Source organism: Pseudomonas sp. NBRC 111133 (assembly GCF_001320605.1).
In the GTDB taxonomy this organism is placed as follows: Bacteria; Pseudomonadota; Gammaproteobacteria; order Pseudomonadales; family Pseudomonadaceae; genus Aquipseudomonas; species Aquipseudomonas monteilii.
The window spans coordinates 121004-140569 of sequence record NZ_BCBJ01000001.1 but is presented as its reverse complement, the minus strand read 5'-3'; the positions used below and the strand labels follow the sequence as shown (position 1 = coordinate 140569).

The 19566-nt window shown below is 62.9% G+C and carries 12 protein-coding genes; 9 read left to right on the top strand and 3 right to left on the bottom strand.

The genetic code is table 11. The features are described from left to right. Nucleotides 1–232: 232 nt before the first annotated feature. From APH36_RS00630 to APH36_RS00610, 5 genes are all read left to right on the top strand, one after another. Complete coding sequence (locus tag APH36_RS00630; protein WP_060497022.1) at nucleotides 233–1543, top strand: MdtA/MuxA family multidrug efflux RND transporter periplasmic adaptor subunit; 1311 nt, start codon at nucleotides 233–235, stop codon at nucleotides 1541–1543. Next, the gene (locus tag APH36_RS00625; protein ID WP_060497021.1) at nucleotides 1540–4638 is read left to right on the top strand and encodes an MdtB/MuxB family multidrug efflux RND transporter permease subunit; all 3099 of its coding nucleotides are present in this window, start codon (nucleotides 1540–1542) and stop codon (nucleotides 4636–4638) included. Before APH36_RS00630 ends, APH36_RS00625 begins: the two co-directional genes overlap by 4 nt. Next, nucleotides 4635–7742, top strand: a complete 3108-nt coding sequence (locus tag APH36_RS00620) for an efflux RND transporter permease subunit (protein WP_060497020.1) — start codon at nucleotides 4635–4637, stop codon at nucleotides 7740–7742. The genes APH36_RS00625 and APH36_RS00620 overlap by 4 nt, the downstream gene beginning before the upstream one ends. Further along, nucleotides 7739–9229, top strand: a complete 1491-nt coding sequence (locus tag APH36_RS00615; protein WP_060497019.1) for an efflux transporter outer membrane subunit — start codon at nucleotides 7739–7741, stop codon at nucleotides 9227–9229. Before APH36_RS00620 ends, APH36_RS00615 begins: the two co-directional genes overlap by 4 nt. 236 nt (nucleotides 9230–9465) lie before the next feature. Continuing rightward, the gene (locus APH36_RS00610) at nucleotides 9466–11553 is read left to right on the top strand and encodes a bifunctional diguanylate cyclase/phosphodiesterase (protein ID WP_060497018.1); all 2088 of its coding nucleotides are present in this window, start codon (nucleotides 9466–9468) and stop codon (nucleotides 11551–11553) included. Here the strand turns inward: APH36_RS00610 and APH36_RS00605 are convergent. From APH36_RS00605 to APH36_RS00600, 3 genes are all read right to left on the bottom strand, one after another. Continuing rightward, nucleotides 11550–11810, bottom strand: a complete 261-nt coding sequence (locus APH36_RS00605; RefSeq protein WP_019098363.1) for a DUF1652 domain-containing protein — start codon at nucleotides 11808–11810, stop codon at nucleotides 11550–11552. The two genes, APH36_RS00610 and APH36_RS00605, sit on opposite strands and share 4 nt — an antisense overlap. A 332-nt stretch (nucleotides 11811–12142) precedes the next feature. Beyond that, the gene (locus APH36_RS30410; RefSeq protein WP_082426310.1) at nucleotides 12143–12997 is read right to left on the bottom strand and encodes an RHS repeat-associated core domain-containing protein; all 855 of its coding nucleotides are present in this window, start codon (nucleotides 12995–12997) and stop codon (nucleotides 12143–12145) included. A gap of 85 nt (nucleotides 12998–13082) precedes the next feature. After that, nucleotides 13083–13730, bottom strand: a complete 648-nt coding sequence (locus APH36_RS00600) for a DUF1345 domain-containing protein (RefSeq protein WP_060497017.1) — start codon at nucleotides 13728–13730, stop codon at nucleotides 13083–13085. A gap of 129 nt (nucleotides 13731–13859) precedes the next feature. On the opposite strand from APH36_RS00600, the gene pgm reads away from it, so the two are divergent. The 4 genes from pgm (at nucleotide 13860) to APH36_RS00580 (ending at nucleotide 19501) form a co-directional block, all read left to right on the top strand. Continuing rightward, a complete protein-coding gene (gene pgm, locus APH36_RS00595; RefSeq protein ID WP_060497016.1) occupies nucleotides 13860–15497 on the top strand; it encodes a phosphoglucomutase (alpha-D-glucose-1,6-bisphosphate-dependent) in 1638 nt (545 codons plus the stop codon). Between the two features lie 78 nt (nucleotides 15498–15575). Then, on the top strand, nucleotides 15576–16088 hold the full coding sequence (locus tag APH36_RS00590) for a sigma-70 family RNA polymerase sigma factor (RefSeq protein WP_060497015.1): 513 nt from the start codon (nucleotides 15576–15578) through the stop codon (nucleotides 16086–16088). Next, nucleotides 16085–17029, top strand: coding sequence for a FecR domain-containing protein (locus tag APH36_RS00585; RefSeq protein ID WP_060497014.1), 945 nt, complete (start codon nucleotides 16085–16087; stop codon nucleotides 17027–17029). The genes APH36_RS00590 and APH36_RS00585 overlap by 4 nt, the downstream gene beginning before the upstream one ends. Nucleotides 17030–17095: 66 nt before the next feature. Beyond that, on the top strand, nucleotides 17096–19501 hold the full coding sequence (locus APH36_RS00580; protein ID WP_060497013.1) for a TonB-dependent receptor: 2406 nt from the start codon (nucleotides 17096–17098) through the stop codon (nucleotides 19499–19501). Nucleotides 19502–19566: the final 65 nt, after the last annotated feature.

The window sequence follows — 19566 nt, the reverse complement described above, 5'->3', positions numbered from 1 at the left end:
CTGTACCGGCCTCTTCGCGGGCACAGAAAAAGAAACCTTTCAGCCCGCCACCGCTCCAGGCAACACCCTGTAACGGCCCGGAACGCTCTCCGGGCCGTTTTCATTTAAAATTCCGCGTCTTGGCAACGTCAGCCTAAGGTAAACCTCTGGTAAAGGGCCTTTGCTTAAACGATGCCATTGCTTATCGTTCACCCTCCCCAAGTCGCCATTCCGAACAAGGTTCGTTCAACCCATGCAAGCGTTCAATTCCCGTTCCCCCCGTCGTTGGCTCGTCGGCCTGCTGATCCTGCTGCTGGTGGCTGCACTGGCCTGGTGGCTGTGGCCTGCAGCAACGCCTGCGCATAAAGAAGCCAGTGGCGGCGGGCGCGGCGGCAAGGGCATGGGCATGATGGGCGGTCGCCCGGGCTTTGGCGGCTCCAGCGAAGCTGTACCCGTGCGCGTCGAGCCGGTGCGGGTGGGTGATTTCCCGCTGTACTACAAGGCCCTGGGCACGGTCACCGCGACCAACACCGTCAACGTACGCAGCCGCGTGGCTGGCGAACTGGTGAAAATCCACTTCAAGGAAGGTCAGCAGGTCAAGGCCGGCGACTTGCTTGCCGAAATCGACCCGCGCTCGTACCGCATCGCCCTGCAGCAAGCCGAAGGCACCTTGGCGCAAAACCAGGCACAGTTGAAGAACGCCCAGGTCGACCTGGCCCGTTACAAAGGCCTGTACGCCGAAGACAGCATTGCCAAGCAAACGCTCGACACCGCCGAAGCACAGGTGGCGCAATTCCAGGGGCTGGTCAAGACCAACCAGGCCCAGGTCAACGATGCCCGCCTGAACCTCGACTTCACCCAGATCCGTGCGCCGATCAGCGGCCGAGTCGGCCTGCGTCAGCTTGACCTGGGCAACCTGGTGGCGGCCAACGACACCACCGCACTGGTAGTCATCACCCAGACCGAGCCGATCAACGTCGCCTTCACCCTGCCGGAAACCGAGCTGAACACCGTGCTGGAGCGCTATCGCAGCGGCGCCAGCCTGCCGGTCGAGGCCTGGGACCGCAATGACAGCAAACTGCAATCTACCGGCGTGCTGGGCAGTATCGACAACCAGATCGACACCACCACTGGCACCCTCAAATTCAAAGGCCGCTTCGAGAACAAGGACCTGGCCCTGTTCCCCAACCAGTTCGTCAACGTGCGCTTGCTGGCCGATACCCTCAGGCAGGTGGTCATGGCCCCGGCGGCGGCCATCCAGTTCGGCAACGACGGTAGCTTCGCCTACGTGGTCAATGCCGAGAACACGGTTAACGTGCGCAAGCTCAAAGTGGGCGCCAGCGATGGCGAGAACAGCGTCATTCTCGACGGCCTGAAGGCCGGTGACCGGCTGGTGTTGGAAGGTACCGACCGCCTGCGCGAAGGCACCAAGGTCGAAGTGGTCGAAGACAGCTCACAAGTGCCGACCACCCCGGGCCAGCACCTGCAAGGGCAAGAGGCCAAAGACTCGGCGCAAACCGGTGAAGCACAACCGGGCAAAGCAGCAGGCAAGGCGGGCGCATGAACTTCTCGCGTCTGTTCATTCTGCGGCCGGTCGCCACCACGCTGAGCATGCTGGCCATCGTTCTGGCCGGCCTGATCGCCTACAAGCTGCTGCCGGTTTCCGCCTTGCCGCAGGTGGATTACCCGACCATCCGCGTCATGACCCTTTACCCCGGCGCCAGCCCGCAGGTCATGACCAGTGCAGTCACCGCACCGCTGGAGCGCCAGTTCGGGCAGATGCCTGGCCTTGAGCAAATGGCTTCGACCAGCTCCGGCGGCGCGTCGGTGCTGACCTTGCGCTTCAACCTCGACATGAACATGGACGTTGCCGAGCAACAGGTGCAGGCCGCGATCAACGCCGCCAGCAACCTGCTGCCCAGCGACCTGCCAGCACCACCGGTGTACAACAAGGTCAACCCGGCCGACACCCCGGTGTTGACCCTGGCCATTTCCAGCAAGACCATGCCGCTGCCCAAGCTCAACGACCTGGTCGACACCCGCGTGGCGCAAAAGCTTGCGCAGATCAGTGGTGTGGGCATGGTCAGCATTGCCGGCGGCCAGCGCCAGGCAGTGCGCATCAAGGTCAACGTCGATGCCTTGGCCGCCAACGGCCTGAACCTGGATGACGTGCGCACGCTGATTGGCGCGTCCAACGTCAACCAGCCCAAGGGCAACTTCGACGGCCCGACCCGGGTGTCGATGCTCGATGCCAACGACCAGCTACGTTCCCCGGAGGAATACGCCAACCTGATCCTGGCCTACAACAACGGTGCGCCGCTGCGCCTGAAAGACGTGGCCGAAATCGTCGACGGCGCGGAGAACGAGCGCCTGGCCGCCTGGGCCAACGAAAACCATGCGGTGCTGCTGAACATCCAGCGTCAGCCGGGCGCCAACGTGATCGAAGTGGTCGACCGCATCAAGGAACTGTTGCCGTCGATCACCGACAACCTGCCGGCCGGTCTGGATGTGTCGGTGCTCACCGACCGCACCCAGACCATCCGCGCTGCGGTGAAGGACGTACAGCACGAACTGCTGATCGCCATCGCCCTGGTGGTGATGGTCACCTTCCTCTTCCTGCGCCGCTTCAGTGCCACCATTATCCCTTCGATTGCCGTGCCTTTGTCGCTGATCGGCACCTTCGGCGTCATGTACCTGGCCGGCTTCTCGGTCAACAACCTGACGCTGATGGCCCTGACCATCGCCACGGGCTTTGTGGTCGATGATGCCATCGTGATGCTGGAAAACATCTCACGGCATATCGAAGAGGGCGAGACGCCCATGCAGGCAGCGCTCAAGGGCGCCCGGCAAATCGGCTTCACCCTGATTTCCCTGACCTTCTCGCTGATCGCGGTACTGATCCCGCTGCTGTTCATGGCCGATGTCGTCGGCCGGCTGTTCCGCGAGTTCGCCATTACCCTGGCGGTGGCCATCCTGATTTCCCTGGTGGTGTCGCTGACCCTGACGCCGATGATGTGCGCCCGGCTGCTCAAGCGCGAGCCCAAGGAAGAAGAGCAGGGGCGCTTCTACCGTGCCAGTGGTGCCTGGATCGACTGGCTGATCAAGCACTATGGCAGTGCCCTGCAATGGGTGCTGAAGCACCAGCCGTTGACACTGCTGGTCGCCGTGGCCAGCCTGGCGCTGACTGTGTTCCTGTACATGGTGGTGCCCAAGGGCTTCTTCCCGGTGCAGGACACCGGGGTGATCCAGGGTATCTCCGAAGCGCCGCAATCCACCTCGTTTGCCGCCATGAGCGAACGCCAGCAGGCCCTGAGCAAGGTGATCCTGCAGGACCCGGCGGTGCAAAGCCTGTCGTCCTACATCGGTGTCGACGGCGACAACGCTACGCTCAACAGTGGCCGCGTGCTGATCAACCTCAAGCCCCATGGCGAACGGGATGTCACCGCCAGCGAGGTCATCCGCCGTCTGCAGCCGCAACTCGACCGGGTGGTGGGCATCCGCCTGTTCATGCAGCCGGTGCAGGACCTGAGTATCGAAGACCGTGTCAGCCGCACCCAGTACCAGTTCAGCCTGTCGTCGCCCGACGCCGACCTGTTGGCGCAATGGAGCAGCAAGCTGGTACAGGCGCTGCAGCAACGCCCCGAACTGACCGACGTGGCCAGCGACCTGCAGGACAAGGGCTTGCAGGTCTACCTGGTGATTGACCGTGACATGGCCGGCCGCCTGGGCATCACGGTGTCGCAGATCACCAATGCCCTGTATGACGCCTTTGGCCAACGGCAGATCTCCACCATCTACACCCAGGCCAGCCAGTACCGTGTGGTACTGCAGTCGCAGGACGCGGCAGTTATCGGCCCGCAAGCGCTGGAGTCGATTCACGTCAAGGCCACCGATGGCGGCCAGGTGCGCCTGTCGGCGCTGGCGCGTATCGAGCAGCGCCAGGCCCAGTTGGCCATTGCCCACATCGGCCAGTTCCCGGCGGTGACCCTGTCGTTCAACCTAGCCCACGGCGCATCGCTGGGTGAAGCCGTGCAGGTGATCGAGCAGGTGCAGAAGGACATCGGCATGCCGTTGGGTGTGCAAACCCGCTTCCAGGGTGCGGCGCAGGCCTTCCAGGCATCGCTGTCGAGCACCTTGCTGCTGATCCTGGCGGCGGTAGTGACGATGTACATCGTGCTGGGCGTGCTGTACGAAAGCTACATTCACCCTGTGACCATCCTCTCGACCTTGCCGTCGGCAGCAGTGGGCGCTTTGCTGGCGCTGCTCATCAGCGGCAACGACCTGGGCATGATCGCCATCATCGGTATCATCCTGCTGATCGGTATCGTGAAGAAGAACGCGATCATGATGATCGACTTCGCCCTGGAGGCCGAGCGCCACCAAGGCATGAGCCCGCGCGATGCCATCTACCAGGCGGCGCTGCTGCGCTTCCGGCCGATCCTGATGACCACCCTGGCCGCGCTGTTCGGTGCTGTGCCGCTGATGCTCGCCACCGGTTCCGGCGCGGAGCTGCGCCAGCCTCTGGGCCTGGTGATGGTGGGCGGGTTGCTGGTCAGCCAGGTGCTGACGCTGTTCACCACCCCGGTCATCTACCTCTACTTCGACCGCCTGGCCCGCCGCTGGCGCCCGGCCACTGACGCGAAGCAGGCCGAGGCATGAACCTGTCCGGTCCTTTCATCCGTCGCCCGGTGGCGACCATGCTGTTGAGCCTGGCGATCATGCTGCTGGGCGGCGTCAGCTTCAAGCTGCTGCCAGTTGCGCCGCTGCCGGAAATGGACTTCCCGGTGATCGTGGTGTCGGCCAACCTGTCCGGGGCCAGCCCTGAGGTCATGGCGTCTACCGTGGCCACGCCACTGGAGCGTAAGCTGGGCAGCATCGCCGGCGTCACCACGCTGACCAGTAGCTCCAACCAGGGCTCGACCCGGGTGATCATCGGTTTCGAGATGGGCCGGGACATCGACGGTGCGGCGCGCGAGGTGCAGGCGGCGATCAACGCTACCCGCAACCTGCTGCCCAGCGGCATGCGCAGCATGCCCACCTATAAGAAGATCAACCCGTCCCAGGCGCCGATCATGGTGTTGTCGCTGACCTCGGATGTGCTGCAGAAAGGCCAGTTGTACGACTTGGCCGACACCATCCTGGCGCAGAGCCTGGCCCAGGTGTCGGGGGTAGGGGAGGTGCAGATCGGCGGCAGCTCGCTGCCGGCGGTGCGCATCGCCGTCGAGCCGCAACTGCTCAACCAGTACAACCTGTCGCTGGACGAAGTGCGCACGGCGGTGTCCAACGCCAACCAGCGTCGCCCCATGGGCTTTGTCGAGGACGCTGAGCGCAACTGGCAGGTGCGCGCCAACGACCAGCTGGAAACGGCCAAGGACTACGAGCCGGTGGTGATCCGCCAGCAAAACGGTACCATCCTGCGCCTGTCCGACGTGGCGACCATCACCGACGGCGTCGAGAACCGTTACAACAGCGGCTTCTTCAATGACCAGGCGGCCGTGCTGCTGGTGGTCAACCGCCAGGCCGGCGCCAACATCATCGAAACGGTTGACCAGATCAAGGCACAGCTGCCGGCCCTGCAGTCGTTGTTGCCAGCCAGCGTGCAACTGAACGTGGCCATGGACCGCTCGCCCGTGATCAAGGCCACCCTGAAAGAGGCCGAGCACACCCTGCTGATTGCGGTGGTGCTGGTGATCCTGGTGGTGTACCTGTTCCTCGGCAGCCTGCGCGCCTCGCTGATCCCCAGCCTGGCCGTGCCGGTGTCGCTGGTGGGCACGTTCGCGGTCATGTACCTGTGCGGTTTCTCGCTGAACAACCTGTCGCTGATGGCGCTGATTCTGGCCACCGGCCTGGTGGTGGACGATGCCATCGTGGTGCTGGAAAACATCTCGCGGCACATCGAGGACGGCCAGCCGCCGATGAGGGCGGCCTTCCTCGGCGCCAAGGAAGTAGGCTTCACCTTGCTGTCGATGAACGTGTCGCTGGTGGCGGTGTTCGTCTCCATCCTGTTCATGGGCGGCATTGTGCGCAACCTGTTCCAGGAGTTTTCCATCACCCTGGCGACGGCGATCATCGTGTCGCTGGTGGTATCGCTGACCCTGACGCCCATGCTCTGCGCCCGCTGGCTCAAACCGCATCAGGCCGAGCAGACACGCCTGCAACGCTGGAGCGACAAACTGCACCAGCGCATGGTTAACGTCTACGACCGCAGCCTGGGCTGGGCCCTGCGCCACAAGCGCCTGACCCTGCTCAGCCTGTTGGCCACCATCGGCATCAACATCGCGCTGTATGTAGTGGTGCCCAAGACGTTGATGCCGCAGCAGGACACCGGCCAGCTGGTGGGCTTCATCCGTGGTGACGACGGGCTGTCGTTCACCGTGATGCAGCCGAAGATGGAAATTTACCGCCGTGCTTTGCTCGCTGACCCGGCAGTGCAGAGCGTTGCAGGTTTCATCGGTGGCAATAGCGGTACCAACAACGCCATGGTGCTGGTGCGCCTGAAACCGATCAGCGAGCGCAAGATCGATGCGCAGAAGGTGATCGAGCGCCTGCGCAAGGAAATGCCCAAAGTGCCTGGCGGGCGCCTGTTCCTGATGGCCGACCAGGACCTGCAACTGGGCGGCGGTGGCCGTGACCAGAACTCGTCGCAGTACCTGTATACCCTGCAGAGTGGCGACCTGGCAGCGCTGCGTGAGTGGTTCCCGAAAGTGGTCGCAGCCGTGCGTGCACTGCCGGAGCTCACCGCTATCGATGCGCGTGACGGTGCCGGCACCCAGCAGGTGACCCTGGTGGTCGACCGCGACCAGGCCAAGCGCCTGGGCATCGACATGGACATGGTTACCACGGTGTTGAACAACGCCTACAGCCAGCGGCAGATCTCTACCATCTACGACAGTCTCAACCAATACCAGGTGGTGCTGGAAATCAACCCGAAATATGCCTGGGACCCAAGTACCCTGGAGCAAGTGCAGGTGATCACCGCCGACGGCGCCCGTGTGCCGCTGTCCACCATCGCCCACTACGAGAACAGCCTGGCCAACGACCGCGTCAGCCACGAAGGCCAGTTCGCCTCCGAAGACATTGCCTTCGACGTCGCGGAAGGCTACAGCCCTGATCAGGCCATGGCTGCGCTGGAGCGCGCGGTGGCCAAGTTGGGCTTGCCTGAGGAAGTGATCGCCAAGCTGGGGGGCACTGCCGATGCCTTTGCCAAGACCCAGGAAGGCCAGCCGTTCATGATCCTCGGTGCGCTGGTGCTGGTGTACCTGGTGCTGGGCATCCTGTACGAAAGCTACATTCACCCGCTGACCATTCTTTCGACACTGCCTTCAGCCGGTGTCGGGGCCTTGCTCGCGTTGTACGTCACGGGGGGCGAGTTCAGCCTGATCTCGCTGCTGGGGCTGTTCCTGCTGATTGGCGTGGTGAAGAAAAACGCCATCCTGATGATCGACCTGGCCTTGCAGCTGGAGCGCCACCAGGGGCTGTCACCCGAGGAGTCGATTCGCCGGGCCTGTCTGCTGCGCCTGCGGCCGATCCTGATGACCACCCTGGCGGCCATCCTTGGCGCCTTGCCGCTGCTGCTGAGCCACGCCGAGGGCGCGGAAATGCGCCAGCCGCTGGGCCTGACCATCATTGGTGGCCTGGTGTTCAGCCAGATCCTCACCCTTTACACGACGCCGGTGGTCTACCTGTACCTGGACCGCCTGCGCCACCGTTTCAACCGTTGGCGCGGCGTGCGCACCGACGCCGCCCTGGAAAACCCGCTATGACTTTTGCCCAGACCCCACTTCATCGTGCCCTGCAAACGCTGACCCGTGGGCGTGGCTCGCGCCTGCTCGGCGCCGGGTTGTGCGTAGCCCTGCTCAGTGCCTGTACCTTGAGCCCGGACTACCATCGCCCCGAACTGAACAGCTCGGCGGCGCAGTTCAAGCACGCCGAAGGCTGGACCCAGGCCGCGCCATCCGACGCCATCGCCCGCGGCGCCTGGTGGGAAATCTACGGCGATGCCGGGCTCAATGCGCTGGTTGAGGAACTGAACCGCAGCAACCAGACCGTAGCGCAGTCCGAAGCCCAGTACCGCCAGGCCCAAGCGCTGGTGCGCAGCAGCCGCGCGGCGTTGTTCCCCAGCCTGGACCTGAACGCCAGCAAGAACCGCTCGGCCCAGGGCACCGGCAGTTCCAGTTCGAGCTTGTCCAACAACAGCAGCGGTATTCGCAACACCTACAACGCGCAGTTGGGCGTGAGCTGGGAAATCGACCTGTGGGGCAAGCTGCGCGAAACCATGAATGCCAACGAGGCCAGTGCCGAAGCCAGCTTCGCCGACCTCGCCTCGATTCGTTTGAGCCAGCAATCGGAGCTGGTGCAGAACTACCTGCAACTGCGGGTGATAGACGAGCAAAAGCGCCTGCTGGAAGCCACTGTGGCGGCCTACGAGCGCTCGTTGCGGATGAACGAAAACCAGTATCGCGCCGGCGTCGCCGGGCCAGATGCCGTGGCGCAAGCTCGTACCCAGCTCAAGAGCACCCAGGCTGACCTGATCGACCTGATCTGGCAGCGCGCGCAGTTCGAAAATGCCATTGCCGTGCTGCTGGGCAAAACCCCGGCCGACTTTGCGCTGGCCGACAGCAAGGACATTCCCGCGCTGCCGCAAATCCCGGTTTCGCTGCCTTCGCAGTTGCTGGAACGGCGCCCGGATATCGCTGCCGCCGAGCGTAACGTGATGGCCGCCAATGCCAACATCGGCGTGTCGCGGGCGGCGTATTTCCCGGACCTCAGCCTGAGCATGAGCGGCGGCTATTCCAGCAGCAGCTTCAGCAACTGGATCGAGCTGCCCAACCGCTACTGGTCGGTAGGCCCGCAACTGGCGCTGACCCTGTTCGACGCCGGCAAGCGCAGCGCCGAGGTGGACCGCACGGTGGCCGCGTATGACCAGACCGTGGCGCAATACCGCCAGACCGTGCTCGACGGCTTCAAGGAAGTGGAAAACCTGCTGGTGCAGTTGAAGGTGTACGGCGATGAGGCGGTGGTGCGCCAGGAAGCGCTGGATGCCGCCCGCGAGTCGCTGCGCCTGACCGAGAACCAGTACCGCGCAGGGTTGATCGGCTACCTGGATGTGGTGAACGTGCAGACCACGGCGTTGAGCAACGAGCGCAGTGTGTTGAACCTGCTGCAAGGGCGCCTGGTGGCCAGTGTGCAGCTGGTGGCTGCGCTGGGAGGCGGCTGGGACGCCGAAAAGGCATTTGCCGAGCAGGATTGATCGGTTTTCTGCAAACTTGCAAACATCCAGTGGGAGCGGGTTTACCCGCGAAGAAGCCAGCGCGTTTTATGGCACCGGCTTCGGCGGTGTTTGCGGGTGAACCCGCTCCCACAGGGAGAATGTTGGGCCTAACTATTGGATCCATTCCCATTCGCAAAAACCCCGTGCGTTTCGCTTAAGCTTGAGTACAATCGTCAGCTTTTGCCGGGCCCCCTGTCCCGTCGCTGGAACTCCCAATGCTGACCGGTAGCTACTCCTCTTCGCTGGTGCTGATTTCGCTGTGCGTGGCGATTTTGGCGTCTTATACCGCCCTTGACCTGACCGGCCGCATCGCCACGGCCAAGGGCCGGGCTGCCTACTTGTGGATGGGGGGCGGCGCGTTGGCCATGGGCATCGGCGTGTGGTCGATGCACTTTATCGGTATGCTCGCCTTCAGCCTGCCTGTCGACCTGGGTTATGACCTGGCGCTTACCGCGTTCTCGCTGCTGATCGCCGTGCTGTCCTCGGGCTTTGCCCTGTGGCTGGTGAGCCAGCCGAGCCTCCCGTGCCTGCAACTGGCCTTCGGCGCGCTTATCATGGGTGCCGGCATCGCCTGCATGCACTACACCGGCATGGCCGCGCTGCGCATGCTGCCGGGCATCGACTATGACCCGACGCTATTTGGCGCCTCGCTGCTGATTGCCGTGGGTGCGTCTGCGGCGGCGTTGTGGATCGCCTTCCGTCTGCGCAAACACACCCCCTACGTGCGGCAGATCCGCGGGCTGGCGGCAGTGGTGATGGGGTTTGCCATCGTCGGCATGCATTACACCGGCATGGCGGCGGCGAACTTCCCCGAAGGCAGTTTCTGCGGTGCACTGGCAGGCGGGTTGCAGGGCGACAGCCTGGTTTACCTGGTGTTGATCACTACCTTGGCGGTGTTGGCCGTGGCCTTGCTCACCTCGGTGCTGGACGCTCGCCTTGAAGCACGCACCGCCGAACTGGCCCGTTCGCTGACCCTGGCCAACCAGGAACTTACCCAACTGGCGCTGCACGACACGCTCACCGACCTGCCCAACCGTACCTTGCTGGCCGACCGTATCGAGCAGGCTATCGCCAAGGTGGCGGAGCAGGGCGGCTGTTTTGCCCTGATGTTCATCGACCTGGACGGTTTCAAACCGGTCAACGATGCCTTTGGTCACCACATTGGCGATCTGCTGCTCAAGGCCGTGGCGGGGCGGCTGCGCGGCCACTTGCACAGCCAGGACACGTTGGCGCGCATCGGCGGTGACGAGTTCGTGCTGCTGGTGGAATTGCAGGAGCCGAACGATGCCATGGACGTGGCGGTCAAGCAGGTCAACCTGGTGTCGCGGCCATTCCGCGTGGCCGAACACGACCTGCAACTGTCGGCGAGCCTGGGCATCGTCCTGTACCCCGGAAACGGCCAGGACCAGCACGAACTGCTGCGCAATGCCGACGCCGCCATGTACCACGCCAAGAGCGCCGGCAAGAACGGCTACAGCTTCTTTGATGTGTCGATGAACAGTAACGCCCGCCAGCAATTGCAGCTGCTGCAAGACCTGCGTCAGGCGTTGGAGCACCGTCAGTTCCGTTTGCATTACCAGCCAAAGTTCGACGCCCAGGCGTGCGAGCCTATTGGTGCCGAAGCCTTGCTGCGTTGGGAGCACCCGCAGCAGGGGCTGTTGCTGCCCGACCGCTTCATCGGCCTGGCGGAGAAGACCGGCCTGATCATCCCGATCGGCGAGTGGGTGCTGGACGAAGCTTGCCGGCAGATGCGCCAGTGGCTGGATCAAGGGCACCAAGGCTGGCGCATGGCCGTGAACCTGTCGGCCATCCAGTTTTGCCATGCCGGGCTGGTCGAGAGCGTGGCCCGGGCCCTGCAACAGAACCGCCTGCCGGCCAACTGCCTGACCCTGGAAATCACCGAAACCACCGCCATGCACGACGCCGATGCCAGCCTGACCGTGCTGCAACGCCTGTCCGACATGGGGGTGGACCTGTCCATCGATGACTTTGGCACCGGCTACTCCAGCCTGATGTACCTCAAGCGCCTGCCGGCCAACGAACTGAAAATCGACCGTGGCTTCGTGCGTGACCTGGAGCAGGACAGTGACGATGCGGCGATTGTCTCGGCCATCGTCGCCTTGGGCCAGGCGCTGGGCCTGCGCATCGTTGCCGAAGGGGTGGAGACCGACAAGCAGCAAGACTTCCTGACCCGACTGGGGTGTGATTCGCTGCAAGGCTACCTGCTGGGCCAGCCAGTGCCCGCCGAACAGTTCATGAGCAAGTTGCAAGCATTGCGGCCGCAAGATACCGCCACGGGTTAAACGGCATCGCGCAAGGTGAAGCTGGGTATGAACGCGTCCATCTCCGCCTCGACGGCTTCGATGATGCGTTCAACGTCGGCGGCAGCCATGACTGCCGTGCAGGGGATACCGGCTATGGCCAGTAGCGTTTCGCCGGTGGCGCGGTCGAACAGCCGTGCAACCATGCTGCGTGGCGCATCCATGATCGCCTCGAAGCCCAGCGGGTGAAAATGCCAGCGCATCACCTGGCAGGCGTTGGGGAACGTCATTTTGTTCATGCCAGCCTCCTTGTCCGTACCTGGACGTGGTGAACGGGTGGCCACATCGATGCGGTCGCCGGGAAGGTAAACATAGCACCTGCCACGCGCGATTCTCGGCTGCAAATACGACAAATGTACTAATTCATGACGAGGGTCACAACCTTGTGATGGCTGGCGTTTGGTTACCATTAGAAAGGCAAACGTTTTCTTCGCAGGCTTGAGGCAGTTAAGCCAACCCGATCTGCCATGGTCGTCGACATCTGGTGCACATTGCTTTTTCGGACGAGCGGTAGGATGAACAGCTAGGAAGCTGTAGATGTGCGCATCGTATTAGCTTGATGCAGCCGGTTTCAAGAAGCCAAGAACTTGTTCATGTGGTCAGGGACCTGAGGTTGTCGGATTTGGAACCCGAGAGCTATCTGTTGCTCTGGAGTGGCGCTGCCCATATACCAGATTCCGATTGCTTCCCATGGCGACACACTCAACATCGTCCCAGTTTGTGAATATGAAATCGCTGCTGTAGCAATCGAGGCACCTACTCCGGCCGCAACTCCAGTTTGTACGGCTAGCCTTAGGGGCAGTGGTGTAGCTGCAGGTAACAATTGACGTGAGGCGTTTTCTGCCGTTGCTACAATCGTACTTAAAATAGGTTGTAAATAATCTTTGACTATTGCAGGTGGGGCAAGTGCTTGGTTTATGGCTTCCCTTAAAACCCGTTTGATTAATCGAACTGTCCTCGATACACCTGTAACGATGAATTGTGGGAGTTGTCCGCTAGGGTCATGCAGGTTCACGGGATCACCCAAGGCATAGGTATAGCTGTTAGTTGCTCCACGATGGAAAGGAGAAAGCCTATCTGGCTGATGAAAGCGCATCATTGCAGGATTGTAAAAGCGATGTCCATTGCCAAGTGGATAGCACCCAGTGACAGGGTCGGTTGGTTGGCCGGTGAAACCCAAGAAAGTTGGTGCCGTATGATCGAGTCCATAGGGGGTATAGATTCGATTTAAATGCGCTAAGGAAGTGCCTAATACACTGGAGGCGCGATCGCTTTGGATTATTGAAGTAGTGGATGTCGCTTCGTAGCGCTCGGCCAGCGCGGTCATGTCGGTGCGAAGAAGTTGCACTGGGGCAGTTCCGGTAATGGTGGCGAGGTGCTTCTGGCCATAAAAAAATAATCTATCTGGATAGTTGTAGTTTTGCATGGGGCTTGGTCCATTGTGGAGATACCAAGCCTTATAGTTTGCAAATGCTCTGCAGGTTGTCTACTGGCAAATATGCCAGGTCGATTCATCCCAATAAGCCTGCAGCAATGTTGATGGTGAACCCCAAAATCGCCGTATTGAACACAAACCCCACCAGCGAATGCGCCAGCACCACCCGCCGCAACCCCCGCCCGGCAACGCCCACGTCAGACGTTTGCACGGCCACGCTGATGGTGAACGAGAAGTAGTGAAAGTCCCAATAGTCCGGGTTGCGCTCGCCATCGGCGAAGCGCAGCGGTGGTTCATGGTTCTGCCCGGTGTAGAATAACCGGGCGTAATGCAGGCTGAAGATGCAGCCAATCAGCAGCCAGGAACCGGCCACGGTCAGGCCGGTGTAGAGGTAGTGCAGGGCCAGGTCTGCGCGTTGCAGCCCACGGCTGGACAGCAGTTGCAGGGTGACTGCGGCGAGGCTGGCGATGGCGGCAATGCAAACGGTGAGCAGGACCAGGCCTGCGTTTTCGTCTTCGACGCGGGCAACCTTGCGGACCTTTTCCGGGTTGGCGCCCCAGCTCAGGCACAGCACCAGCAACAGGTACAGCCAGACGCCCAGGTTCCAGCCAGCGAGGATGTGTTGCACGGCGTCACCGGCAGGGATCAGCCAGGCGCCAATCAGGCCTGCCGCTGCGGCGAAGCTCAGGCGGGGGTGGGTTCGGGTCAGGCGGTGGAAAGCCATGGGGCCTCATTCACGGTGGGTATGGTCTCTACTCTAGCTTGTTCTTTGCTGGCACCCATCGCACACCCTTGCAACTCTCAGTACACTGCACGTTCCAACACCAACATCTGTTGAACTCGAGGTTTTTGCATGACGCTCAGTCCTTTGGCAGGCAAGCCGGCTCCGGCCAGCGTGCTGGTCGATATTCCCCGACTGCTCACCGCCTATTACACCGGCCGCCCTGACGCTGCCGTGGCGGCTCAGCGGGTGGCCTTCGGCACCTCGGGGCACCGGGGCACTTCGCTTGAATTGAGTTTCAACGAATACCACGTGCTGGCCATCACCCAGGCCATCTGCCTGTACCGCCAGGAAAAGGGCATCGATGGCCCGCTGTTCATCGGCGCCGACACCCACGCCCTGTCGGCCCCGGCCACGGCCAGCGCGCTGGAAGTGTTGGCGGCCAACGGCGTGCAAGTCAGGTTGTCGAAGGACGACGAATACACGCCCACGCCGGCTGTGTCCCACGCCATCCTCTGTCACAACCGTGGCCGCCAGCAGGGCCTGGCCGACGGCATCGTCATCACCCCGTCGCACAACCCGCCGCAAAGCGGTGGCTTCAAGTACAACCCGCCCAATGGCGGCCCGGCCGACAGCGATGTGACCAAGTGGGTCGAGGCCAAGGCCAACGAACTGCTGGCAGCGAACCTGGCAGGCGTGAAGCGCATGGACCATGCCCAGGCGCTGCAGGCACCGACCACTCAGCGTCACGACTACGTCAGCAGCTATGTAGCGGACCTGGAAAACGTCATCGACTTCGACGTCATCCGCAGCGCCAACTTGCGCCTGGGCGTCGACCCGCTGGGTGGGGCAGGGGTGCGCTACTGGTCGGCCATTGCCGAACACTACAAGCTGGACCTGGAAGTGGTGAACACCGAGGTAGACCCCACCTTCCGCTTCATGACCGTCGACTGGGACGGCCAGATCCGCATGGACCCTTCCTCGCCCTACGCCATGCAGGGCCTGATCGGCCTGCGCGAGCGTTTCGACGTGGCCTTCGCCTGTGATCCGGACCACGACCGCCACGGCATCGTCACCCCGGACGGCCTGCTGCAACCGAACAACTACCTGGCCGTGGCCATCGACTACCTGTACCGCCACCGCCCGCTATGGCGCAGCGATGCAGCCGTTGGCAAAACCGTGGTGTCCAGCGGCCTGATCGACCGCGTTACTCAGCCTCTGGGCCGTGAGCTGTACGAAGTGCCGGTGGGCTTCAAGTTCTTTGCCCAAGGGCTGTTCGACGGCTCGCTGGGCTTTGGTGGCGAAGAAAGTGCCGGTGCGTCGTTCCTGCGCCGCGATGGTTCGGTCTGGGCCACCGACAAAGACGGGCTGATCCCGGCCTTGCTGGCTGCCGAGATGACCGCCCGCACCGGGCGCAACCCGAGCCAGGCTTATGCTGATCTGACCGAAGCCTTGGGCAAGCCATACGCTACCCGGGTCGAAGCCAAGGCCGATGCGCGGCAGAAGGCGTTGCTGAGCAAGCTGGCGCCAGAGCAGGTCAAGTCGACCGAACTGGCCGGTGAGCCTATCGTGCAGATCCTCAGCCACGCGCCGGGCAACGGCCAGGCGATTGGCGGGCTGAAGGTGATGACCGCCAATGGCTGGTTCGCTGCGCGCCCATCGGGCACTGAAGACATCTACAAGATTTACGCCGAAAGCTTCATCGACGAGGCGCACCTGCAGCGTCTGGTGCAGGAAGCGCAGGTGCTGGTGGATGCAGCGATTGCCTGACAGGTAACAAACCGCTTGGCCCTGCGCCGCAACGTAAATTAGAATGAATCCTATTTACGCCGCCGCAGGGCCATCCTCATGATCGACGCCGCGCCGCCAACGGACCCTAGCCTGCCTGCCCTGTACCGGGAGCACCGCAGCTGGCTCGAAACCTGGCTACGCCGGCGCCTGGGCAATGCCTGGGATGCCGCCGATCTCAGCCAGGATACTTTTCTGCGGGTACTGGCCAGTGCCCAGCCCTTGGCAGACATACGTGAGCCAAGGGCTTATCTGCTGACAGTCGGCAAGCGCCTGCTGAGCAACTTCCACCAGCGACGTAGCCTGGAACAGGCTTATCTCGATGCCTTGGCCACCTTGCCCGAGCAGCATGTGCCCTCGCCAGAAAAACGCTGGATATTGCTGGAAACCCTGCAAGCACTCGACGAATTGCTCGATGGCCTGAAGGCACCGGTACGCAAGGCCTTTCTCTGGAGTCAGCTCGAAGGCGTGGGTTACGCCGAAATCGGCAAGCGCCTGGGCGTTTGCGAGCGCTCGGTGAAACGCTACATGGCGCAGGCTTACGAACATTGCCTGCTGGCCGAATTGCAATGATCCCCCATTCCCCCGAAACCCGCGAAGCTGTGCGTGCTGCCGCTCGCTGGCTGGCGCTGCTGGACTCTGGCGACGCTAGCGAGACCGACTTGCTGCGCCTGGCACAATGGCGGGCCAGCAGCAGCCTGCATGAAGACGTCTGGCAAAAGGCATCATTGTTGCGCCAGCGCTTTACCGCGTTACCTGGCACACTGGCCATGGCCACCCTGGACCGCCCGGACGCCGGCCGCCGCGAGCTGCTCAAGCAAGCCTTGGGTATCGCCGCACTGTTGCCGACAGCCTGGCTGGTCAGCCGTGAGCTGCCTCTGGACGCCTGGACTGCCGACATGCACACCTCGGTAGGCGAACGTCGGCAGGTGCTATTGAGCGATGGCACCTCCGTGCAACTGAACACCGACAGTGCAGTGGATATCGATCTGGGGGCACGCCGCCTGACATTGCTGCGCGGCGAAGTGGCGATCAAGGTGCCCGCTAACCTGAGCCTGACGTTGCAGGTGCCCTATGGCCAGGTAGTACTCGGTGGCGGCGAGGTATGCCTGCGGCTGATCGATCAGGCTTGCCGGGTATCGATCGTCGAAGGTGTAGCCAGCCTGCAGCCGCTGCGTGGCCCGGCACAGGTGCTGCAAGCCGGGCAGCAGGCCAACCTGCACGTGGCCGGCTTCGGCCCGGTGACAGGCCTGGACGAATGGCGACTGGGCTGGCGCGAAGGTGTGCTGCGTCTGGATGACCGCCCCTTGGGCGAACTGCTGCATGAACTGCGCCGATACCGCCCTGGCGTGTTGCGCTGGGCCCCGGAACTGGAGCGCCTGCGCGTGACCGGCACCTTCCGCCTTGACGACACCGACCGGGTGCTGGCCTTGCTGGCCGCCAGCCTGCCGTTACAGGTGCGAACACGCACGCGTTACTGGGTGAGCCTGGGCGCACGAGAAAATCGTGCGTGAGGCTGTCCCCTTTTTTTCACTCGCCGGTCATTACCGGTAGAAGAAAACAAAGGGGAGCCTTGTTCAATGTCTGCAGTAATGTCTTGCCGCCTGCGCCCGCTGGCGCGCGCAGTGCGTCCGTTGTTCGCCATGAGCCTGTTGTTGTCTGCGCCCGCCTGGGCCGATGAGCCGGCGCGGCGTGCCTATGAGGTGCCGGCCGCGAGCCTGGGCGCCGTACTGACCCGCTTTGCCGACCAGGCCGGTGTCAGCCTTTCGCTGGACCCTGCGCTGGTTCAGGGTCGGCAGAGCAGCGGCCTGTCAGGTAGCTACAGTGTCGAAGAAGGCTTCATGCAACTGCTGCGTGGCAGCGGCCTGCAGTTGCTGCCGGTAGGTGAGGGTGCCTTCACCTTGGTGCCGGCGCCGCATGCAAGCGGTGCGCTGGAAATTGCCCCGATCAGCATCGTGGGTGGCCGGGCGGCTGGCAGCGAAACGCTACCCTACGCCGGTGGCCAGGTGGCACGCCAGGGCGCGCAGGGCCTGCTGGGTTCGCGCGACTTCATGGAAACCCCGTTCAGCATCACGAGTTACACCAGCGAACTGGTCAAGAACCAGCAAGCGCGGACCTTGGGCGAACTCATCGCCACCGACCCGTCGGTGCGCGCTACCAACCCGGCGGGCGGGCGTTTCGAGCAATTCACCATTCGCGGTTTCAGCCTGTTCAACAGTGATGTGGCCTACAATGGCCTGTACGGTATCTTGCCGACTTACTCGATCGACATGGAAATGGCCGATCGGGTCGATATCATCAAAGGCCCCAGTCAGTTGATCAACGGCATTTCGCCGCGTGGCAGCGTGGGCGGCGGTATCAACGTGCAGCCCAAGCGGGCCACAGACAAGCCGATCACCGAGTTTACCGGCAGCTATGCATCGGCTGGCCAAGCAGGTGGCGCGGTGGATGTTGGCCGACGTTTTGGCGAAGGCCAGCAGTTCGGCGTGCGTTTGAATGCTGTGAAGCAGGCGGGCGATACCGAATGGGACCACCAACGTGTCGATCGCGAAATGGCGGTACTGGGCCTGGATTTTCGCGGTGAGCGCCTGCGCCTGTCGGCAGACCTTGGCCATACCGAGCGTGACACCGATGCGCCGCAGGAGCGCGTGCTGATCGGCGCCAACGCCAAGGTGCCGGAAGCCGACGATGTGCGGCGCAACTACGCCCAGGCCTGGAGCAAGGCGCGCACCAACGACACCTTTGGCGCACTGCATGCCGAATACGACGTCAGTGAGTCGCTGCTGGCCTATGGCGCGGTCGGTGCGCGTGAAAGCAACCATGATTTCCTGCGGCACAACGTGTCCATCACCAACGATGCCGGCGACTTCACCGTGCAGCCGCGTGACTTCACCCGGGACGAGTCGGTGCGTACCGCCATGGCCGGCCTTCGCAACTGGTTTCACACCGGGCCGGTCAGCCACGAGTTGAACTTGGCCGCCACCTACTTCTACATGGACTTCACCAACGGCGGCGCCCGCTATGCCTCGGCGCCCAGCAACCTCTACAACCCGGTGGCGACCCCGACCCCGGGCACACCCACCCGCATCGATCCCGAGGTCTACACAGAAAACCGCTTCTCCGGTGTGGCCCTGGCCGACACCCTCGGTTTTTTCGACGACCGCCTGCTGTTGACCCTGGGCGCGCGCTGGCAGCGGGTGCAGGTGGATGACTGGAGCGACGGCGTCAAAGGTGAGACCGCCTACGACGAAGAAAAGGTCTCGCCCTCGGGCGGCGTGCTGCTCAAGGTCACCGACCAGCTGTCGTTGTACGCCAACTACATGGAAGGCCTGAGCCAGGGCAAGATCGCGCCGTCGACGTCGATCAACGAAGACCAGATCTTCCCGCCGTTCACCAGCCGGCAGGTTGAGGTAGGGGCCAAGTACGACCTGGGCCAGGTTGCGTTCACGGCCAGCGCATTCCGCATTCGCCAGCCGGCCTACGAGACCAACGCCACCTCGCGGGTGTTCGGGCCCAATGGCAAGCGTGACAACCGTGGTATCGAGTTGAGCGTGTTCGGCGAACCGGTGCAAGGCGTGCGGGTGCTGGGTGGGGTCATGTACATCGACAGCGAGCTGACCGATACCGTGGGTGGTGCCTACGATGGCAACCGCGCGCCGGCCACGCCCGAGTACAACGTCAACCTCGGCGCCGAATGGGACGTGCCCGGTGTGAGTGGGCTGACCCTGACGGCGCGGGGCATTCATTCCAGCTCGCAGTACCTGGACCAGAACAACAGCAAGCAGATTGATGGCTGGGAGCGTTACGACCTGGGCGCGCGCTATGCCTTCAAGGTGGACGCTACCGAGGTGACCTTACGGGCCAGTGTCGAGAATGTGCTGGATGATCGTTACTGGAGCTCGGCGGGGGCTTCGGATGACAGTGAGCCGGGGTTGACCCTATCCACGCCGCGTACCTACTTGTTGTCGGCTACAGTCGGTTTCTGAACACGTCCGGCAAGTCTTTTGCGGACCCTGTGGGAGCGGGCAAGCCCGCTCCCACAGGGGTGTGT

Bases quoted from the DNA above. Each gene is read 5' to 3' on its own strand.
- APH36_RS00610 (WP_060497018.1), top strand. From the start codon at position 9,466: ATGCTGACCGGTAGCTACTCCTCTTCGCTGGTGCTGATTTCGCTGTGC.
- APH36_RS00580 (WP_060497013.1), top strand. From the start codon at position 17,096: ATGTCTGCAGTAATGTCTTGCCGCCTGCGCCCGCTGGCGCGCGCAGTG.
- pgm (WP_060497016.1), top strand. From the start codon at position 13,860: ATGACGCTCAGTCCTTTGGCAGGCAAGCCGGCTCCGGCCAGCGTGCTG.
- APH36_RS30410 (WP_082426310.1), bottom strand. From the start codon at position 12,997: ATGCAAAACTACAACTATCCAGATAGATTATTTTTTTATGGCCAGAAG.
- APH36_RS00625 (WP_060497021.1), top strand. From the start codon at position 1,540: ATGAACTTCTCGCGTCTGTTCATTCTGCGGCCGGTCGCCACCACGCTG.
- APH36_RS00615 (WP_060497019.1), top strand. From the start codon at position 7,739: ATGACTTTTGCCCAGACCCCACTTCATCGTGCCCTGCAAACGCTGACC.
- APH36_RS00600 (WP_060497017.1), bottom strand. From the start codon at position 13,730: ATGGCTTTCCACCGCCTGACCCGAACCCACCCCCGCCTGAGCTTCGCC.
- APH36_RS00630 (WP_060497022.1), top strand. From the start codon at position 233: ATGCAAGCGTTCAATTCCCGTTCCCCCCGTCGTTGGCTCGTCGGCCTG.
- APH36_RS00585 (WP_060497014.1), top strand. From the start codon at position 16,085: ATGATCCCCCATTCCCCCGAAACCCGCGAAGCTGTGCGTGCTGCCGCT.
- APH36_RS00620 (WP_060497020.1), top strand. From the start codon at position 4,635: ATGAACCTGTCCGGTCCTTTCATCCGTCGCCCGGTGGCGACCATGCTG.
- APH36_RS00605 (WP_019098363.1), bottom strand. From the start codon at position 11,810: ATGAACAAAATGACGTTCCCCAACGCCTGCCAGGTGATGCGCTGGCAT.
- APH36_RS00590 (WP_060497015.1), top strand. From the start codon at position 15,576: ATGATCGACGCCGCGCCGCCAACGGACCCTAGCCTGCCTGCCCTGTAC.